At 66.6% G+C, this 17373-nt stretch carries 15 protein-coding genes; 10 read left to right on the top strand and 5 right to left on the bottom strand.

The features are described from left to right. Nucleotides 1-47 precede the first annotated feature (47 nt). Nucleotides 48-1019, bottom strand: a complete 972-nt coding sequence (locus PHLH3_RS17405; protein ID WP_213624885.1) for an IS110 family transposase — start codon at nt 1017-1019, stop codon at nt 48-50. 499 nt (nt 1020-1518) lie between these two features. On the opposite strand from PHLH3_RS17405, the gene msuE reads away from it, so the two are divergent. The 7 genes from msuE to PHLH3_RS17370 all read left to right on the top strand — a co-directional run bounded on the left by msuE (nt 1519) and on the right by PHLH3_RS17370 (nt 8204). Further along, nucleotides 1519-2073, top strand: a complete 555-nt coding sequence (gene msuE, locus PHLH3_RS17400) for an FMN reductase (protein WP_213625121.1) — start codon at nt 1519-1521, stop codon at nt 2071-2073. 26 nt (nt 2074-2099) lie between these two features. Beyond that, nucleotides 2100-3194, top strand: coding sequence for a dimethylsulfone monooxygenase SfnG (gene sfnG, locus PHLH3_RS17395; protein WP_213625120.1), 1095 nt, complete (start codon nt 2100-2102; stop codon nt 3192-3194). A 149-nt stretch (nt 3195-3343) separates the two neighbouring features. Further along, a complete protein-coding gene (locus PHLH3_RS17390) occupies nt 3344-4483 on the top strand; it encodes a hypothetical protein (protein ID WP_213625119.1) in 1140 nt (379 codons plus the stop codon). Nucleotides 4484-4616: 133 nt separating this feature from the next. Continuing rightward, nucleotides 4617-5246 carry a LysE family transporter gene (locus tag PHLH3_RS17385; protein WP_213625118.1) on the top strand — a complete coding sequence of 210 codons (630 nt, stop codon included), beginning with the start codon at nt 4617-4619 and terminating at the stop codon, nt 5244-5246. 260 nt (nt 5247-5506) lie between these two features. After that, nucleotides 5507-5722: a DUF3079 domain-containing protein gene (locus tag PHLH3_RS17380; RefSeq protein ID WP_213625117.1), complete on the top strand. Its 216-nt coding sequence runs from the start codon at nt 5507-5509 to the stop codon at nt 5720-5722. A gap of 200 nt (nt 5723-5922) precedes the next feature. Next, the gene (locus tag PHLH3_RS17375) at nt 5923-6687 is read left to right on the top strand and encodes a CHAD domain-containing protein (RefSeq protein ID WP_213625116.1); all 765 of its coding nucleotides are present in this window, start codon (nt 5923-5925) and stop codon (nt 6685-6687) included. Between the two features lie 155 nt (nt 6688-6842). Next, nucleotides 6843-8204 carry a CSLREA domain-containing protein gene (locus tag PHLH3_RS17370; RefSeq protein WP_213625115.1) on the top strand — a complete coding sequence of 454 codons (1362 nt, stop codon included), beginning with the start codon at nt 6843-6845 and terminating at the stop codon, nt 8202-8204. A 45-nt stretch (nt 8205-8249) separates the two neighbouring features. Here the strand turns inward: PHLH3_RS17370 and PHLH3_RS17365 are convergent, their stop codons facing one another. Further along, complete coding sequence (locus PHLH3_RS17365; protein WP_213625114.1) at nt 8250-9422, bottom strand: hydroxymethylglutaryl-CoA reductase; 1173 nt, start codon at nt 9420-9422, stop codon at nt 8250-8252. A gap of 130 nt (nt 9423-9552) precedes the next feature. Further along, the gene (locus PHLH3_RS17360; RefSeq protein WP_213625113.1) at nt 9553-9804 is read right to left on the bottom strand and encodes a hypothetical protein; all 252 of its coding nucleotides are present in this window, start codon (nt 9802-9804) and stop codon (nt 9553-9555) included. A gap of 238 nt (nt 9805-10042) precedes the next feature. Between PHLH3_RS17360 and metE the strand changes: the two genes are divergently transcribed. Together metE and PHLH3_RS17350 are read left to right on the top strand one after the other, a co-directional pair. Next, nucleotides 10043-12346 carry a 5-methyltetrahydropteroyltriglutamate--homocysteine S-methyltransferase gene (gene metE / locus PHLH3_RS17355; protein WP_213625112.1) on the top strand — a complete coding sequence of 768 codons (2304 nt, stop codon included), beginning with the start codon at nt 10043-10045 and terminating at the stop codon, nt 12344-12346. Nucleotides 12347-12866: 520 nt separating this feature from the next. Continuing rightward, on the top strand, nt 12867-14942 hold the full coding sequence (locus PHLH3_RS17350; RefSeq protein WP_213625111.1) for a phospholipase C, phosphocholine-specific: 2076 nt from the start codon (nt 12867-12869) through the stop codon (nt 14940-14942). 388 nt (nt 14943-15330) lie between these two features. Here PHLH3_RS17350 and PHLH3_RS17345 read toward each other — a convergent pair whose 3' ends face one another. Together PHLH3_RS17345 and PHLH3_RS17340 are read right to left on the bottom strand one after the other, a co-directional pair. Further along, entirely contained in the window at nt 15331-15981 is a 651-nt protein-coding gene (locus tag PHLH3_RS17345) for a hypothetical protein (protein ID WP_213625110.1), read from the bottom strand. A gap of 169 nt (nt 15982-16150) precedes the next feature. Beyond that, the gene (locus PHLH3_RS17340; RefSeq protein WP_213625109.1) at nt 16151-16879 is read right to left on the bottom strand and encodes a Crp/Fnr family transcriptional regulator; all 729 of its coding nucleotides are present in this window, start codon (nt 16877-16879) and stop codon (nt 16151-16153) included. Nucleotides 16880-17048: 169 nt separating this feature from the next. Here PHLH3_RS17340 and PHLH3_RS17335 point away from each other — a divergent pair, with 169 nt between their 5' ends. Further along, nucleotides 17049-17363, top strand: a complete 315-nt coding sequence (locus PHLH3_RS17335; RefSeq protein ID WP_213625108.1) for a DUF3509 domain-containing protein — start codon at nt 17049-17051, stop codon at nt 17361-17363. Nucleotides 17364-17373 lie beyond the last annotated feature (10 nt).

The raw sequence follows: 17373 nt of genomic DNA, 5'->3' as shown, positions 1-17373 counted from the left end.
CCGGATGCGCCGGTGCGGATGGTGACGGGTAGATACCGTCTTGATTCCTAGTGAGCAAGGGCCAGTTTTGCGTCAAATGGCCGGCCTGATTTCAAGACGCCGTAGGCGATGCTCAGCAGCTTGCGCATCGCTGCGCAGACGATCTGCTTGCCGGTCTTGCCCTTCGCCCTCAACCGTTCGCTCAGGGCCCTGATCGCCTCGTTGTACGTCAGGGCGCTGATCGCGGGCATGAACAGGCCGGCCCGCAGGCGCGATGAGCCCGTCTTGGAGATGCGCGTTTGTCCCCGGTGGTTCCCGGATTCCTGCAGCCGCGGATTGAGCCCGGCAAAGGCGGTGACGGCGCGGCTGTTGGCGAAGCGCAGTGGGTCGCCCAGCTCCGCCAGGAGCAGGGCAGCGGTCTTGTCGGCGATCCCGTCGATGCTGGTCAGCAGGTCGCGCTTGCCGCGCAGATCCGGGTCGTTGTCGATGTGGTCGTCGATCGCCTTGAGGGTCTCTTCGATCTCCTGCCCGACATGTTCCAGCACCGACTGGATCGAGGCCTGGACGCTGGCATCGGCCACTTCCAGGCGGTTGCGCTCCATCTGCTCGATTTCGCGCAGGTCCTCCAGGCGCCGTACCAGGGCTTTCAAGCGCCGCACGGCACGGGGCTCGGGTTGCCAGGGACGCAGACTGTCCTGATGGCGCTCGCCGTATTCGGCAATCAGCTTGGCGTCGACCTTGTCGGTCTTCACCCGCTGCAACTGGCTACGGGCGTAGTGGGCGATCTGCGCCGGGTTGAGGACACAGACCCGATAGCCGTGCTCCAACAGCCATTCGGCCAGGGCTTCATGGTAGATGCCGGTGGCCTCCATCACGACCCAGGCACCGGGTTCGCTGTGCTTGTTCAGCCAGTCGCGCAAGACGGCGAAACCCGCTTTGTCGTTGGCCAGCTTGGCCTTGGTGCGGTACTTGCCGTTGGGCTGCAGGGTGGCGAGGTCAAAGGTGTGTTTGGCGATGTCGAGGCCGATGACGCTGGGCATGAGTACTCCTTCCGATCCGTTCAGACGCGATCATCACTGCACCCGACCCAACCTTGTAGATGCGAGCTCGAGGCTCTGGATACCGTTCGGATTTTTCGAGTGAGTGTGGAGGGGCGGAGCACTATCTACGTTGCAGGCTCGAGGCCTAAGGGTGGACACGACTTCCAGCCCCTCCCCCGATGATCAGTCGGGGACTATTACCCCTGTGGAGGTATTTAGTCGAGATACAAGGGTGGACGACGCTTCATCCGTCCACCATGCGGAGTCCGGCGTGGCCCCGCTGGTGGAGGTAAAAGTGACCTCGACCCTACGCTCGGGATACTTCTTTGCCGCTCGACAACTGTTGCCCGTGCAACAGCTGTTCAGCATCCCTGCCAGCCACCCAACAGCGCAGCTGTTGGTGTTTTTTCCTATCTGATTGATCTCCGTGTGATTTCCGTGTTGGCACGACTGCTGCTCTGACCTGTGTACATGCACTTCGCCGTGGCGAGAGGTCGGAATGAGTCGGACGATAAAAGTGGTGGTGGTGTCGGGCAGCCTGCGCAATCCATCGCGCACCCATGGGCTGCTGGAGGCGCTGGCGGAGCGCTTGCAGGCGCGCCTGGACGTCGAGCTGCACTGGGTCCGCATCGCCGACCTGGCGGGTTCCCTCGCCGGTTCGCTGGAGCGCGACACCGCCTCGCCGGCGCTGCTGCCGCACCTGCAGGCCATCGAGACGGCCGACCTGATCATCGCCGGCAGCCCGGTCTATCGCGCCTCCTACACCGGCCTGTTCAAGCACCTCTTCGACCTCGTGGACTACCAGGCGCTAAAGGGCGTTCCGGTGCTGCTGGCCGCCACCGGCGGCGGCGAGCGCCACGCCCTGGTGATCGACCACCAGCTGCGCCCGCTGTTCGCCTTCTTCCAGGCACACACCTTGCCCTACGGCCTCTACGCCACGGTCGATGCCTTCACCGAACACCGCCTCGCCGACCCTGCCCAGCTCGAACGCATCGAGCGCGCGCTGGACCCCGTCGTCGCCTTCTTCCGCGGCGCCGCGGCGCACGCCGCCTGAATCCCTGGACCCGAGGAGTCACCGAGATGAGCCAACAACCGATCCGCTTCGCCTACTGGGTGCCCAACGTCAGTGGCGGCCTGGTGGTCAGCAACATCGAGCAGCGCACCAGCTGGGACGTGGACTACAACCGCAAGCTGGCGCAGATCGCCGAGCGCTCGGGCTTCGACTACGCCCTGTCGCAGATCCGCTTCACCGCCGGCTATGGCGCCGAGTTCCAGCACGAGTCGGTGGCCATCAGCCACGCATTGCTGGCCGCCACCGAGCGGCTCAAGGTGATCGCCGCCATCCTGCCCGGCCCCTGGAACCCCGTGCTGGCGGCCAAGCAGCTGGCTACCATCGACCACCTCACCGGCGGCCGCATCGCCATCAACGTGGTGTCGGGCTGGTTCCGTGGCGAGTTCCACGCCATCGGCGAGCCCTGGCTGGACCACGACGAGCGCTACCGCCGCTCGGAGGAGTTCATCCGCGCCCTGAAGGGCATCTGGACCCAGGACGACTTCACCTTCAACGGCGACTTCTACCGTTTCCGCAACTACAGCCTCAAGCCCAAGCCCCTGCAGCAACCGCACCCGGAGATATTCCAGGGCGGCAGCTCGCGAGCCGCCCGCGACATGGCCTCGCGCGTGTCGGACTGGTACTTCACCAATGGCAACAGCGTCGAGGGCATCAAGGCCCAGGTCGACGACATCCGCGCCAAGGCCGCGGCCAACGGGCACTCGGTGAAGGTCGGCGTGAACGCCTTCATCATCGCCCGCGACACCGAGGAAGAAGCACGCGCGGTGTTGCAGGAAATCATCGACAAGGCCAACCCCGAGGCGGTCAACGCCTTCGGTGCGGAGGTGAAGAACGCCGGCGCCGCCAGCCCCGAGCGCGAGGGCAACTGGGCCAAGTCCAGCTTCGAGGACCTGGTGCAGTACAACGACGGCTTCAAGACCAACCTTATCGGTACGCCCCGGCAGATCGCCGAACGCATCGTCGCGCTCAAGTCGGTGGGCGTGGACCTGATCCTCTCCGGCTTCCTGCACTTCCAGGAGGAGGTGGAGTATTTCGGCCAGCACGTGCTGCCGCTGGTGCGTGAGCTGGAGGAGGAGAGGCGGGCGGAGAAGGCGGTGGCCTGAAGGACCGGCGGGTGGTGGGGTTGGCCGGGTTTTCTGTGCTGGGGTTGGCAATGTGCCAGTGCGGGCGAGCCGGGCGATAGGGCGAGGCGCTATCGTAGGTGCCTTCGCGGGCAACTTCCGCCCGGGGTCGCAAGGAGGCAGTGCCGTTCATGTCCGAAACCACCATCAACCTGCGCGTGCAGTTCAGCGATGAGGCACAGGCACAACAAGTGCTTGAAGCCATCAGTCACGCCGCCGAAGCCCATGGCCACGAGCTGGCCGCCAGCCTTGCTGCGCTGGCGCCCGTCGGCGACCACGATCCGCAGCAGGGCATCGATATCGAACGCCTTGGGCGCGAGGATTCGACGCTGGTCGTGGCGGGCTACGCCGGGCGCATCGACCCGCCGCTCTGGCTGGTCCCGGGCCTGGTCCACCTCGGCGCGACCCGCACGGTGCTGAGCGAGTCGCGTGACGAAGGCGGCCAGAGGCATTACTTCATCGGGCCGAAGAAGGTGTCGCAGAAGGCTTTCGAGGCCAGTGCCGCGCTCATGCCCAAGCCGCCCCTGAAGGCGGGCGCCGAGCTGTTCCTGCCCGAGGGGCGGGTGACTGTGAAGGCCACGCTGCTCGGCCACGAGTGGAAGGAATCGCTGTTCGAGCGATTCTGCGTGATGCGCATGCAGGCCGAGGACGGGCGCCTGTTCCTCTACAAGGGCGCGTCCGGGCTGACGGCGATGACCGCCGACGATCACGAGAAGACCTGCACCTTCTCCGCCACCTTCGAGCTGGGCGAGTACGAGGGCGAGACGGTGGCCTTCGCCCGCCGGCCGAGCAAGATCCAGCTCGGCAGCATCGCCCCGACCAAGGCCCGCAAGGTCAGGTTCAGTGGTCGCAACAAGGCTTTCATGGAGGGGCCGTTCGCGCCGCTCGTCAGCCGCTACCTGCAGGATCTGGAGGGCAAGCCGGATGCCTTCGTGCAACGGTTGAGCGCCACCTCGTTGCTGGATGTGGAGCTGACGGAGCTGTTCGCGCTGCTCAAGGGCATCGACGCCTATTCCTTCGACGGCTTCGGTCACTACGTATCGCTCTCGGACGGCAGCCGCGAGGCGTTCGAGATCTACACCGTGGGCGATGCGGAACTCGACCTCGAAGCCGCTCGCAAGCACCTGAACAGGCTCGATGTGGCGGCGACCTACCGGGACGATCACCCCAACGTCTACACGCTGCATTGGCTGCACGAGGGCATCCGGGTGCGCTTCAAGGTGTGGAAGAAGGGCTTCGAGTGCTTCCTCGACCGGCACGCGGCGGGCTGATCGCGGGTGGCGCCGTTTGTACGCGGCCACCTGGCCCTGTATCCCGCAAATCATGCCCGTCTGTATCTATCGGGCCGAGGGGGCCGTTGGTAGTGTTCGAGCACGCCCTGTCCCCCAGAAGCCCTGCCAGACCATGACCTACGCCTATTCCCTGTTGCTGATCAGCGGCATCTACCTGGCGGTGCTCGCCAGCCCCGGGCCGAACTTCTTCATCCTCAGCCAGATGGCCCTGAGCCAGCGCCACCGCGATGCTCGCCATGTCGCCTATGGCATCGCCACCGGCTCGGTGTTCTGGGTGGTGGTGTCCGTCGCCGGAGTGGCGACGCTGCTGTCGCGACATCCCTGGCTGGAGTCCGGCGTGCGCCTGCTGGGCGCGGCCTACCTGGTCTGGTACGGCGGCCGCCTGCTGTGGTCGGCCATCCGGCCTTCGCAGCGGCGGGTGAGCGTACGGCAGCCCGAACCTGACGGCTCGGGTGTGGCGGCCTTTCGCACGGGCCTCTTCACCTGCGTGACCAACCCCAAGGGCGCGGCCTTCTGGACCAGCGCTTTCGCGGCCATCTTCCCGGTTGCCGCGCCGCTCTGGTTCTACCCGGTCACCGTCCTGCTCATCGGCGCGCTGTCGCTCGGCTGGCACATCGGGCTTGCCCAGGTGTTCGGTTCTGCAGCCTTGCGTGCGTCCTACCTGCGTATGGAGCGGGGCATCAACGGCAGCGCCGGCGCGGCCCTGGTGGCGCTGGGGTTGCAGAGGATGCTTGCGCGCTGAGGCGCTCGCAGCCTGCCTGATTTGCGCGGGCATCGTCGCGAGTGGGACGGGTGGACGACGCTCCATCCGTCCACCCTTCGGAGCCCGAGGCGGCACCGCTGGTGGAGGTGAAAAGCGACCTCCACCCTGCGCAGCGGTCCTGCCTCGAGCGGTTGTTCGGGCTGCCTGTTTTCGCTTGATGGGGACGTTGATCGCGATCAAGGCGCTGCGGTGCGTGCGCGGTAACGTGAGGCATCCCCAGACCAGGCCCGAGCGTCCACATGGCCAAGCCCTTTCCCGTGAATCCCAGGCACCCCGAGCGCATCTGCTGGGGGTGTGACCGCTACTGCGCGGCGAGCGACCTGGCGTGCGGCAATGGCGCCGACCGCACCATGCACCCCGTCGAGACCTTCGGGGAGCTTTGGCACGAGCAGGGCGACTGGGGCATCGAACCGGTGATGGGCCCGGATGTCCAGCGGGAAGAAAAGCCGCGATGAGCCGCTGGGGCACCTGCCGCTGGTGCTGCTCGGTGCCAGGATATTGCACGTGAAGGCATGACCGTCATGCAGGGGGCGCAGCATGCCTGCGCCGGGATGAAAAATGCCGTGACGATCCCATGTTCCTGGCGCAGCACCAGCGCTCTTATGCTAGGCCCGGCTCCACGCCCGGCCACTGACGACTCACCCTGGAGTGCCCGATGTCCTTCGTCGACTCGATCGTTGAGCAAGTGCTTCGAATAGAACTGGGGATCCACCACAGCTGCGTGCGCCTGCTCTGTCGCACGGATGACGAGGCGCTGCATGACATGCGCATCGGCCTGCGACGGCTGCGCAGCCTGCTGCGGCCCATCCGCAACCTGGATTCGGTGCGCGAGCTGGACGCCGCGGCAGCCGAAGTGGGGCGGCTGACCACGCCGATCCGCGATCTGGAGGTGATGATCATCGAGCTGCAGCGACAGGGGCTGCCCGACCTGGCGCAACCACGTCGCCAGCGCCTGGAGCAGGGCTACCGGATGGTCGAGGACAGCCCCACTATGCGCCGGTTGATGGCCTGCCTGGACGACTGGCCGGAGTCGTTCCGCGATGCCCAGCGGGCGGGTGAGTTGCGGGCCCTGCGCGACTTCATCCGCAAGCGCCTGAAGAAGCAGCGCGACCTGCTGGTCGCCGCCCTGCAGGACCCTGCCTACGACCGCCACGCACTGCGCATCCTCATCAAGCGGATGCGCTACGCCCACGAGGCCTACCCGAGCCTGTCGCCGATTTCGCCCAAGGCCGCGGCCTCTCTCAAGGCCGTGCAAGGCGCCCTGGGAGATTGGCACGACCACTTCCAGTGGTGCCTGAAGGTCGACGCCGAGCGCGACCTCGAACCCTTGCGCCGCCCCTGGGAGATCGCCATGGACGCCTCCCTCAAGGCGGCGGAGGCGGAGCTGCAGAACCTGCTGGAGCGATTGCAGGCGCATTGAGCAGGGCGTTCGGCGGGCGCGGGACAGTCTTCAGGAATCTTCCGTGGGTTCGGCAGGTCTGTTGCTAGCGGCACCCACCGCAGTACTCCTGAATCCACAGTGATGTTGGCCTCAGCCGGGCTGTCGAGCGCTGATTCCTGAACGAGGAATTTCCCATGCCAGGCCATTGCCACCGAACCCTGCTGCTCACCTTTTCCCTGGCCTCGCCCCTGGTCGCCGATGCGCTGGACCTGCGGGTCAGCACCTTCGCCGACGAGGACGATGGCCAGTGCACGCCCGCCCACTGCTCGCTGCGCGAGGCCGTCTCGGCCGCCAACGCCGCGCCGGGGGAGAGCGTCATCCGCCTGGAGGCCGGCAACTACCTGTTGCAGAAGGCCAACCCCGACCCGGGCCTGAACTGGCCGGTGGAGGAAGATGCCAACGCCATCGGCGACTTCGATGTCCATGGCCGGGTGAGCCTGATCGGCAAGGGCGTGGGCGTGACCCGCCTCGACGGGCAGGGCCTGGACCGGCTGTTCCATGTGCACGCCGGCGCGCAGGTGCAGTTGCGCGGGCTGACCCTCACCGGCGGCCGCCAGATCTACGACGGGGGCGCCGTGCTCAACCGTGGCCAGTTGCACCTGTACCAGGTGGAGCTGGTCGGCAACCGCGTCGCCGTCTACATGCCCTATCCCGCTGCGCTGGCCGGCAACGGCGGGGCCATCGCCAACTTCGGCGTGCTCGAGGTGCAGCGCACGACCTTCCGCGACAACCGCAACGCGGGCGAGGAGGCCCAGGGCGCGGGCCTGGGCGGAGCACTCTACAACGAGGGCGCGATCACCGTGCGCGACAGCCTGTTCAGCGCCAACTGGGCATCGGACTACAGCGAGATGGGCATGGGCGGCGCGCTCTACAACCAGGGCACGGCGGACATCGCCCGCACCAGCTTCCAGGGCAACCAGGTGCTGCGCAGCGGCTTTGGTTCGGCCATCGCCAACGCCGGGTGGATGCGCCTGGCCAACAGCACCCTCTCCGGCAACCGCAGCATCGAGCGTGGCGCCTTCGAGAATGGCCACCCCTGGCTCACGGAGCTGTCCGCGCAGTCACGCGCCGAGCTGGTCCACGTCACCATCGCCGGCAACGACGGCTGGGGGCTGACCAACCGGGGCGATGTGCTGCTGCGCAACAGCCTGATCGCCGGCAACCGCTCCAGCGAGTTCGAGGACGCACGCAACTGCCGCAACCAGCCGGGCGCCGTGGACTTGCGGGTGCGTGGCCTGCTGCTTGGTACGGACGGCGGCAACTGCGTCGCGCAAACCTATATCGCCGACGAGACGACCTTCACCCGCCACCTGTTCCCGCTGCAGGACAACAACGGCGCCCTGGTGCACCCGCTGAGGCGCAACAGCGCCGCCATCGACGCCGGTGTCGGCAACTGCGCCAGCCATGACCAGCGTGGCCTCGACCGGCAGCGTGATGGCAATGGCGACGGTGTGGTCAACTGCGATCTCGGCGCCTTCGAGCGGGCCTATCCCTGAGCCCGTGGCAGAGACGGGCCCGGCCGGTCCGCCGGGCCTGCATCTTCAGCGGTTGCGCCCCAGCGCCTCGTGACTGCTGACCCAGTCGCCGGCCAGGATCGCCGAGGTCAGGGATACGTCCCCCGCCAGCACCACGGCCGCGATGATCTCCGCCAGCTTGTCCGCCTTGCCTGCGCCATGGCAGCCCAGCAGCTCCAGGCATTCCCGCTGGGTCGGCAGGTTGGTGCCGCCGCCATGGGTGGCGCAGATCACGGCGGGCAGGGTCACCGACCAGTAGTAGTCGCCGTTCTCCAGCAGTTGCCCGTAGGTGATGCCGCCATGGGATTCGGCCACGTTGGCCGCATCCTGCCCGGTGGCGATGTACATCGCCGCCAGCCCGTTGGCCGAGTGCGCGCCGCTGTACGCGGAGCCGGCCTGGAAGGCGCCCACGGCGGCGATCTGCCGGTAGCGGTAGAGGTTGGCGGGGTCGACGCGCAGCAGCTCGTGGGCCACCTCGCGCTTGAGGGTGAACTCGGCGATCACCCGCTTGCCGCGGGTCTGGATCATGTTCATGGCCGAGTGCTTCTTGTCGGTGTCGATGGCGCCGGAAAGGATGTAGCGCGGCTGCAACGGGTGGTTGGCCTTGATCCATTCGCAGGCCGCGTAGGTGGCCTTGCTGGTCATGTTCTGCCCGGCGGCATCGCCCGTGGTGTAGCAGAAGCGGGTGTAGAGCATGTTGGCCACCGGGTACTGCTCGATCTCGAACAGCTTGCCGCTGCGGGTGGTGGTTTCGCTCGCCGCCTTGATCGCCTCGAACTCGCGCACCAGCCAGACGCCGAACTCGCGGGCCTGCAGCGCATCCTCGAAGAAGAACACCGGGGCCCGCTGCATGGAGTGCTTGACCACCGTGGTCTTCACCCCGCCGGAGGCACTGATGGCGCGCATGCCCCGGCTGTAGCTGGCCAGCAGCGTGCCTTCGGTGGTGGCCATGGGGATGTAGAAATCGCCGCGCGCGTGCTCGCCTTCTATGCGCAGCGGGCCGGCCAGCCCCAGGGGCATCTGCACCACGCCGATGAAGTTCTCGATATTGCCGCGGGTGACGGCCGGGTCGATGGCGTACTGGCCGACCGTGTCCAGCGCGGCGCCGGTCTGCTCCTTGATGAAGTCACGACGCAGCGTGGCCTGCTCGCGGGTGTAGTCGTTCTCGGGGTTGCGGGGAATGGGGGCGCCTCTGGACATCGTGCTCTCCTGCGGGGTCGGGTGATTCAGCCTAGGCGAGAATCCGTGACCCCGAGTGTGCCCAAGGACAGGGGAGGCGACATGACCGACCACGCCAATCGGATGATCCAACGCGTCAATCGCTGAACGTTCAGCGAGGCAATACCTTCGCCAGCACCACGCACGCCACCAGCAGGCCCAGCACCACCCAGCGCAGGCCCTTGGGTGGCAGGAACCCGAACAGGCGCAGCGTGCGTGCCGTGAAGATGTGCCAGCACTCGGGGCAGCGCACCTGCATCCGCGAGGCGAATGCGTTCTGGCTGACGCCCACACCGCTGGAAACCAGCGCCTTGCGCGCCGGGAAGAGTGCCGAGCACCGTGGGCAGCTTTCCAGTTCCTTCATGGTTTCCTCTCCATTCCCGTGCCGTCTGGGCTGGCCCGAACATACCGCGTTGCGAGGGACGGCGATGCAGCGCCGGCCCGGCATTGCGACGCCCCGCACATTCGTTTCCCTGGGTGAGCAGGGTTTTCCGATACGCGCAAACATGAGAGAAACTTGTGTTGATGAAGAATTAATTGAGTTTGTCTCATGTCGGCCGGGCGCCGAGAATTCCCCATACATTTTCGATGGAGGAACACCCATGGCCTTGGCACACACGCTTGGCTTCCCACGGATCGGTCGTGACCGCGAGCTGAAGAAAGCCCAGGAAGCCTTCTGGAAGGGCGAACTGGATGAGGCCGGCCTGCGCGCCGTTGGCCGCGAGCTGCGCGCGGCGCACTGGCAGCTGCAGAAGGACGCCGGCATCGCACTGCTACCGGTGGGCGACTTCGCCTGGTATGACCAGGTGCTGACCCACTCGCTGACCTTCGGCGTCATCCCCGAGCGTTTCCGTCACGGCAACGCCAAGCCCACCCTGCAGACCCTGTTCGCCATGGCGCGTGGGTCCGTGGCGACCGGCCACAGCGACAGCTGCTGCGGCGGCGCCCATGCGCAGGAGATGACCAAGTGGTTCGACACCAACTACCACTACCTGGTCCCCGAGTTCACCGCCGACCAGCAGTTCGAGCTGAGCTGGGAGCAGCTGTTCGAGGAAGTGGACGAAGCCAGGGCGCTGGGCCACGAGGTCAAGCCCGTGGTGATCGGCCCGCTGAGCTACCTGTGGCTGGGCAAGGCCAAGGGCGGTGATTTCGACAAGCTGGAGCTGGTCGAGCGCCTGCTGCCGCTGTACGGCCAGATCTTCCAGCGCCTTGCCGCCAAGGGCGTGGAGTGGGTGCAGATCGACGAGCCGATCCTGGTGCTGGACCTGCCCCAGGATTGGAAGAACGCCTTCGAGCGCGTCTACAACCTGCTGCAGCGCGAGCCGCTGAAAAAGCTGGTCGCCACCTATTTCGGCGGCCTGGAAGACAACCTCGGCCTGGCTGCCGGCCTGCCGGTGGATGGCCTGCACATCGACCTGGTGCGTGCTCCCGAGCAGTACCCGACCATCCTCGACCGCCTGCCGGCGTACAAGATCCTCTCCCTGGGCGTGGTCAACGGCCGCAACGTCTGGCGCTGCGACCTGGAGAAGGCCCTGGAGGTGCTGCAGCATGCCCACGAGCGCCTGGGCGATCGTCTCTGGGTCGCGCCGTCCTGCTCGCTGCTGCACAGCCCGGTGGACCTGGAGCGTGAGGACAAGCTGGATGCCGAGCTGAAGAGCTGGCTGGCCTTCGCCGTGCAGAAATGCGCCGAAGTGGCCGTGCTGGCCCGTGCCCTGGATGAGCCGGAAGACCCCGAGGTGCTCGCCGCCCGCGAAGCCAGCCGTACCGTGCAGGCCAGCCGCGCCGCCTCGCCGCGTATCCACAAGCCCGCCGTACAGGCCCGCGTCGCCGCCCTGCGTCCGGAAGACGCCCGGCGTGCCTCGCGCTTCGCCAAGCGCATCGCCCAGCAGCGCACGCTGCTGGATCTGCCGGCGTTCCCGACCACCACCATCGGCTCCTTCCCGCAGACCTCCGCTATCCGCCTGGCACGCCAGTCGTACAAGCAGGGCAAGCTGTCGCTGGCCGAGTACACGGAGGCCATGCACAGTGAGATCCGCCATGCGGTAGACGTACAGGAGAAGCTGGGGCTGGACGTGCTGGTGCACGGCGAGGCCGAGCGCAACGACATGGTCGAGTACTTCGCCGAGCAGCTGGACGGCTACGCCTTCACCCGCTTCGGCTGGGTGCAGAGCTACGGTTCCCGCTGCGTGAAGCCGGCGGTGATAGTCGGTGACCTCAGCCGTCCGAAGCCCATGACCGTGGAGTGGATCCGCTACGCCCAGGGCCTGACGCAGAAGGTCATGAAGGGCATGCTGACCGGCCCGGTGACCATGCTGATGTGGTCCTTCCCCCGCGAGGACGTGAGCCGCGAGGTGCAGGCCCGCCAACTGGCCCTGGCGATCCGCGACGAGGTGGTCGACCTGGAGGCCGCCGGCATCAAGGTGGTGCAGATCGACGAAGCCGCTTTCCGCGAGGGCTTGCCGCTGCGCAAGGCGCAGTGGCAGCCCTACCTGGACTGGGCGACCGAGGCCTTCCGCCTCACCGCCAGCGGCGTGCGCGACGAGACGCAGATCCACACCCACATGTGTTACAGCGAGTTCAACGACGTGATCGAATCCATCGCCGCCATGGACGCGGACGTGATCACCATCGAGACCTCGCGCTCGGACATGGAACTGCTGGAGGCCTTCGAGGCATTCGCTTACCCGAACGAGATCGGCCCGGGCGTCTACGACATCCACTCGCCGCGCGTGCCCACCACGGACGAAATCATCAAGCTGCTGCGCAAGGCCGCCCGGCGCGTGCCGGTCGAGCGGCTCTGGGTCAACCCGGACTGCGGCCTCAAGACCCGCGCCTGGCCGGAGACCGAAGCGGCCCTGGTCAACATGGTGGCGGCGGCACGGCAACTGCGCCGCGAACTGGCCTGAGCCCAGGCGCGCAGCCAACCAACGGGACGCCATGCGTCCCGTTTTGCGTTGCACGGTGCACCCGGGGCCCAACGGTGCCATGTGATGCGCGAGGCTGGTTCTTGCGTAGGGTGGAGGTCGCTTTTTACCTCCACCCCTCTGTGCCGGGTGGCGCTCCGATGATGGATGGGCGGCGCGTCATCCACCCTGCAACCGCCGCCACACCGAGCGGCTGTCATGCGCTTTTCCGAGGTTGGTCTGTACCACTCGGAATCGGCGCTGCGTACTGGCACGGCGATGTCAGGAACCGCTCTATCCTGGGCTTTTCCAATCGGCCGAACCTGTCAAGCGAAAGCTGGCCTAGACCAAAAACATGGCCTGTAAACGTGATCGGGTTGGCATGAATCGCTGTTGCAAGGCGTGTTGAAACCAAAGCGTCTTTTTCCATTACTAGCGTCGCCTGTGTTCGAACATCTCGCTGCCAGCGTCATGGAAGCGCTCAGCAGCCTTTTGCCACTCATACGACCTGGTGAGTTCCCCGATGATTTCGAAAAGCAGAAGAAGCTTCATCCGCCTGGCGGCCGGCACGGTGGGTGCCACCGTCGCCAGCAGCATGCTGCCGGCCAGCATCCAGGCGGCGCTGGCGATCCCCGCGCACCGCCGCCACGGCAACCTCAAGGACATCGAGCACGTGGTGATCCTGATGCAGGAGAACCGTTCGTTCGATCATTACTTCGGCACGCTCAAGGGCGTGCGCGGCTTCGGCGACCGCATGGCGATCCCGCTGCCCGACGGCCAGCGCGTATGGCACCAGAAGGGCAGCAAGGGCGAGATCCTGCCGTACCACTTCGACACCCGTACCACCAGCGCCCAGCGCGTGGATGGCACCCCGCACACCTGGCCCGACGCCCAGCAGGCCTGGAACGGGGGGCGCATGGACAAGTGGCTGCCGGCCAAGACCGAGCGCTCCCTGGGCTACTACAAGGAGCAGGACATCGCCTTCCAGTTCGCCCTGGCCAATGCCTTCACCATCTGCGATGCGTACCACTGCTCGTTCCAGGGCGGCACCAACCCCAACCGCCTGTTCCTCTGGACCGGCACCAACGACCCGCTCGGCCAGCACGGCGGCCCGGTGACCACCAACGACCACGACAGCGAAGGCCCGGTGGAAGAGGGCTACACCTGGACCACCTATCCGGAACGGCTGCAGGCCGCCGGCATCAGCTGGCGCGTGTACCAGGACATGGCGGACAACTTCTCCGACAACCCGCTGATCGGCTTCCGCCAGTACCGCGCGGCCGGGCCGGACTCGCCGCTGATCGTCAATGGCCTGAGCACCTGGAAGCTGGACGCGCTGAAGCGCGACGTGCTGGCCAATACGCTGCCGCAGGTGTCCTGGATCGTGGCGCCGGCCAAGTACTCCGAGCACCCCGGCCCGTCGAGCCCGATCTGGGGCGCCGAGTACACCGCCTGGGTGCTGGATGCGCTGACCGCCAACCCCGAGGTGTGGAGCAAGACCGCGCTGCTGGTGATGTTCGACGAGAACGACGGCTTCTTCGACCACATGGCACCCCCTGCCGCGCCGAGCCTGAACGCCGACGGCACGCTGCACGGCAAGACCACCGCCGACGCTACCCTCGAATGGCACACCCTGGGCGACACCCGCTACCGCAACCAGCCCTACGGCCTCGGCCCCCGCGTGCCCATGTACGTGATCTCGCCGTGGAGCAAGGGCGGCTGGGTCAACTCCCAGGTGTTCGACCACACCTCGGTGATTCGCCTGCTCGAACAGCGCTTCGGCGTCATGGAGCCCAACATCAGCCCCTGGCGCCGCGCCGTGTGTGGCGACCTGACCTCGGCCTTCGACTTCGCCCATCCCAACGGGTCGTTCCCGGGGCTGCCGGACACCAGCCAGGCCGACGCCATCGTCGCCAGCCAGATCAAGCTGCCGAAACCCAGGCCGCCGGCGGTGGCCGCCATGCCCGTGCAGGAGATGGGCATCCGCCGTGCCCGGGCGCTGCCCTATGAACTGGGCGTGCACGCGCGCTACCGCAGTGGCGAGGCGGCGCTGAGCCTGACCTTCGCCAACACCGGCAAGGCCGGTGCGGTGTTCCAGGTGTTCAACCTGCTGGACAGCGTCAGCGCGCCGAAGCGCTACACGGTGGGCGCGCACCGACGCCTGCATGACAGCTTCCCGGGCGACGCCAGCGGCGACTACCACCTGGAAGTGCACGGCCCGAACGGCTTCCTGCGGGTATTCCGCGGCAACCTGCGGCGCGACGCCTCGGACCGAAAGGCGCCGCTGCCGGAAGTGCGCGTCGACTACCAGCCCACGCTCGGCAGGCTGCAGGTGCAACTGATCAACCGTGGCCGCCAGCCGCTGAAGCTGACCCTCAAGGACAACGTCTACTACCGGGGCGAAAGCCAGACCCTCACCGTCCCGCCGGGCCAGCGCAGGGAAGTGCGCTTCTCGCTGCGCAGCAGCGGCAACTGGTACGACTTCAGCGTCCGCGCGCAAGGCGTGGAAGGCTTCCTGCGCCGCTTCAGCGGGCGCATGGAAGACGGCCGCGCGGGCTTCAGTGATCCGGGCATGGGGCTGGGATCGTTGACCTTCTGAGGGGGAGGCCTGGCCCGCGTTGGCGGGCCAGGTCGGGGAGGGCGGGACTTTGAAATTCGCTCCGGCCTGGTTCCCGGATTGATCGGCCATCCCGCAGAAAGACTCGGGTGACGATAGCGAGATGGTGTTCGCAGCTCAGCGGCGCGTGGGCGATTTCTGCCGTGCCATCTTTCTGCGCCTCCATCGACAGGGCGTTTCAGCGGTCGTCCTGTACTCGAGGGCTCGTGCCATGGGGTGTGCCGTGCGCACCTCCGCTCGGTGCTTTCGGTGAGCCCAGGTGCGCGCAACACACCCTACATCCGGAGTGTGCGGTGGCTGGTAACGCTCCTCCAAGAGCCCAAAGCGGGTGTGCCGCGCTGAGCGGATCAGAGCGGCGCGCCCGGTACCATCAATCCCCTCGAACCCGCTTCAGCCAGTTCCAGAAAGGATCGCTCGACTCATCGTCGTCCATGCTCGCGGTGCTGTGGATGATTTCCTTCGCGCGCGGCGGGATGCTCAGCCCGAGCGTGCGCTCGACATGCTCGCGGAACAGGCGTGGGGGCGGCGGGTAGTCGGCGTCTTCGTAGTCGGCGTCCTTGATCTGCCGGGGTGTCACACCGAACTGCTCCGGCCAGCAGAGTTCGTCGTAGCCGATGGCGAGCAAGCGCAGCAGGTCTTCGATGGTCTGCGTCAGCACGCAGAGCATCACCGAGCCGGAGCCCGAGCCCAGGTGGACGACGCGCTGCTGGCCTGCGTCGTCCAGCCAGAGGCCCGCCCAGGAGCCGTCACCGCCGGTCCTGAGGAAGATCACCAGCCGCTCGTTCACCGCGGGGGCTTCGCTGTTGGTCCAGGCGCGGGTGTCGGTTGGGTCCGGTACGTGGATGGAGGTGGTGGAGATGTCGCTGAACTCGGGCTCGGGGTGCAGGGTAATGTAGCGGGCCCCGCTTGGGAGCGTGCGGACGCAGCCGTGCGCTTCCATCAGTTCGATGGCCTGGCGCAACAGGCTGGGCAGCGGATTGGCGGCCGGAAAGGCGGCTGCGACTTCATCGGAGAATCTCATTTCGTCCCTGTTCGGTTCTGCGGTGCCTGGAAAGCGGGGCGTTGCACCGCTCGGGTTGTGCATGGCGCAGATTAACCTGCGCCCCCTCTCTATCGATGTTACGGGCCTCACATTGCTGATCGAGCCGGGGCTCCGGTAGGCGGTGGGGGCGAGACTGGATCACTGCCGTTCAGGCAGTGGCCTGGGACGGCAGGTAGGGCAGGAGGCGCTCGGTCTCTTTGCGCACCACCGCGTAGCATTCGCAGCTCAATGCTTCGAGCCTGGCCCTGTCCAGCACCCGGATGTGGCCCCGGCTGTACTCGATCACGCCCTGGCGTTGCAGATTTCCAGCGGCATCGGTAACGCCTTCACGACGGACCCCGAGCATATTGGCGATCAGTTCCTGGGTCATGTTCAGCGAGTTCCCCGACAGCCGGTCCAGCGACAGCAGCAGCCAGCGGCACAACTGCTGGTCGATGGAGTGGTGGCGGTTGCAGACGGCGGTCTGCGCCATCTGGGTGATCAGCGCCTGGGTGTAGCGCAGCATCAATTGCAGCATCTCTCCATGGCGGTTGAACTCGTCCTTCAAGCGCTGCCCCGGTAACCGATAGGCGTAGCCTGCGCTCTGCACGATGGCGCGGCTGGGCGTGCTTTCGCCGCCCATGAACACCGCGATACCGATCATTCCTTCGTTGCCCACCACCGAGATTTCCGCCGACGCGCCGTTCTCCATGACGTAGAGCAGGGAAACGATGGCGTCGATGGGAAAATACACGTGGCGCATGGCACCGCCGGATTCGTAGAGCACCTTGCCCAGCGGGAACTCGACGAGCTCGAGGTAGGGCTGCAGGCGCTTGCGCGCGTCGTCCGGCAATGCGGACAGGAGGTGGTTGCGCTGTGGTTCGGGTGAAAGCGTCATGATGGTCGCCTTGGGGAAGTGAAGGTCCCGGACGCTTCAGACTACTCCTCCTGTGGCTCTGCGTACGGAGTCTTGCCGCTCTCCCTGGGTGCGCTGCCGTACAGACGCCAGGTTCTGGCTCGTGCAGCCTGCAGGACAGCTGACCGATCCGGCGCTCCCAGGGGCCACCATGAAACCTCTCACTACTTATATCGCCAGACTTTTTCCCGACTACAGCGTGACCCTGAGCGCACGACCGGGCGGTAGCCTGGTGGTGTGCCTGGAGCGGGAGGGCAATCGCTGCCTGAGAGTGGTTGCCGCCGGTGCAATGACCGATCCTGACCAGCTTCACGCGCTGGTCATGCAGATCCAGCTGGAACTCAAGCTCAGGGAAGGGGGCGAGCTCTGGCTGGCTAGGGATGGCCACTGGTCCGGCGAGTTGCCGACTTACAGCGGCATGCCGCTGCGCCTTAGCAAGAAACCTTTCATGGCAAGGCCTCGATGAGGGGGCGACA

This window comes from Pseudomonas sp. Pc102 (genome assembly GCF_018408275.1).
Taxonomy (GTDB): Bacteria; Pseudomonadota; Gammaproteobacteria; order Pseudomonadales; family Pseudomonadaceae; genus Metapseudomonas; species Metapseudomonas tohonis.
Note: the sequence above shows the minus strand (reverse complement) of the source record. Positions and strands in the feature narration are given on the sequence as shown.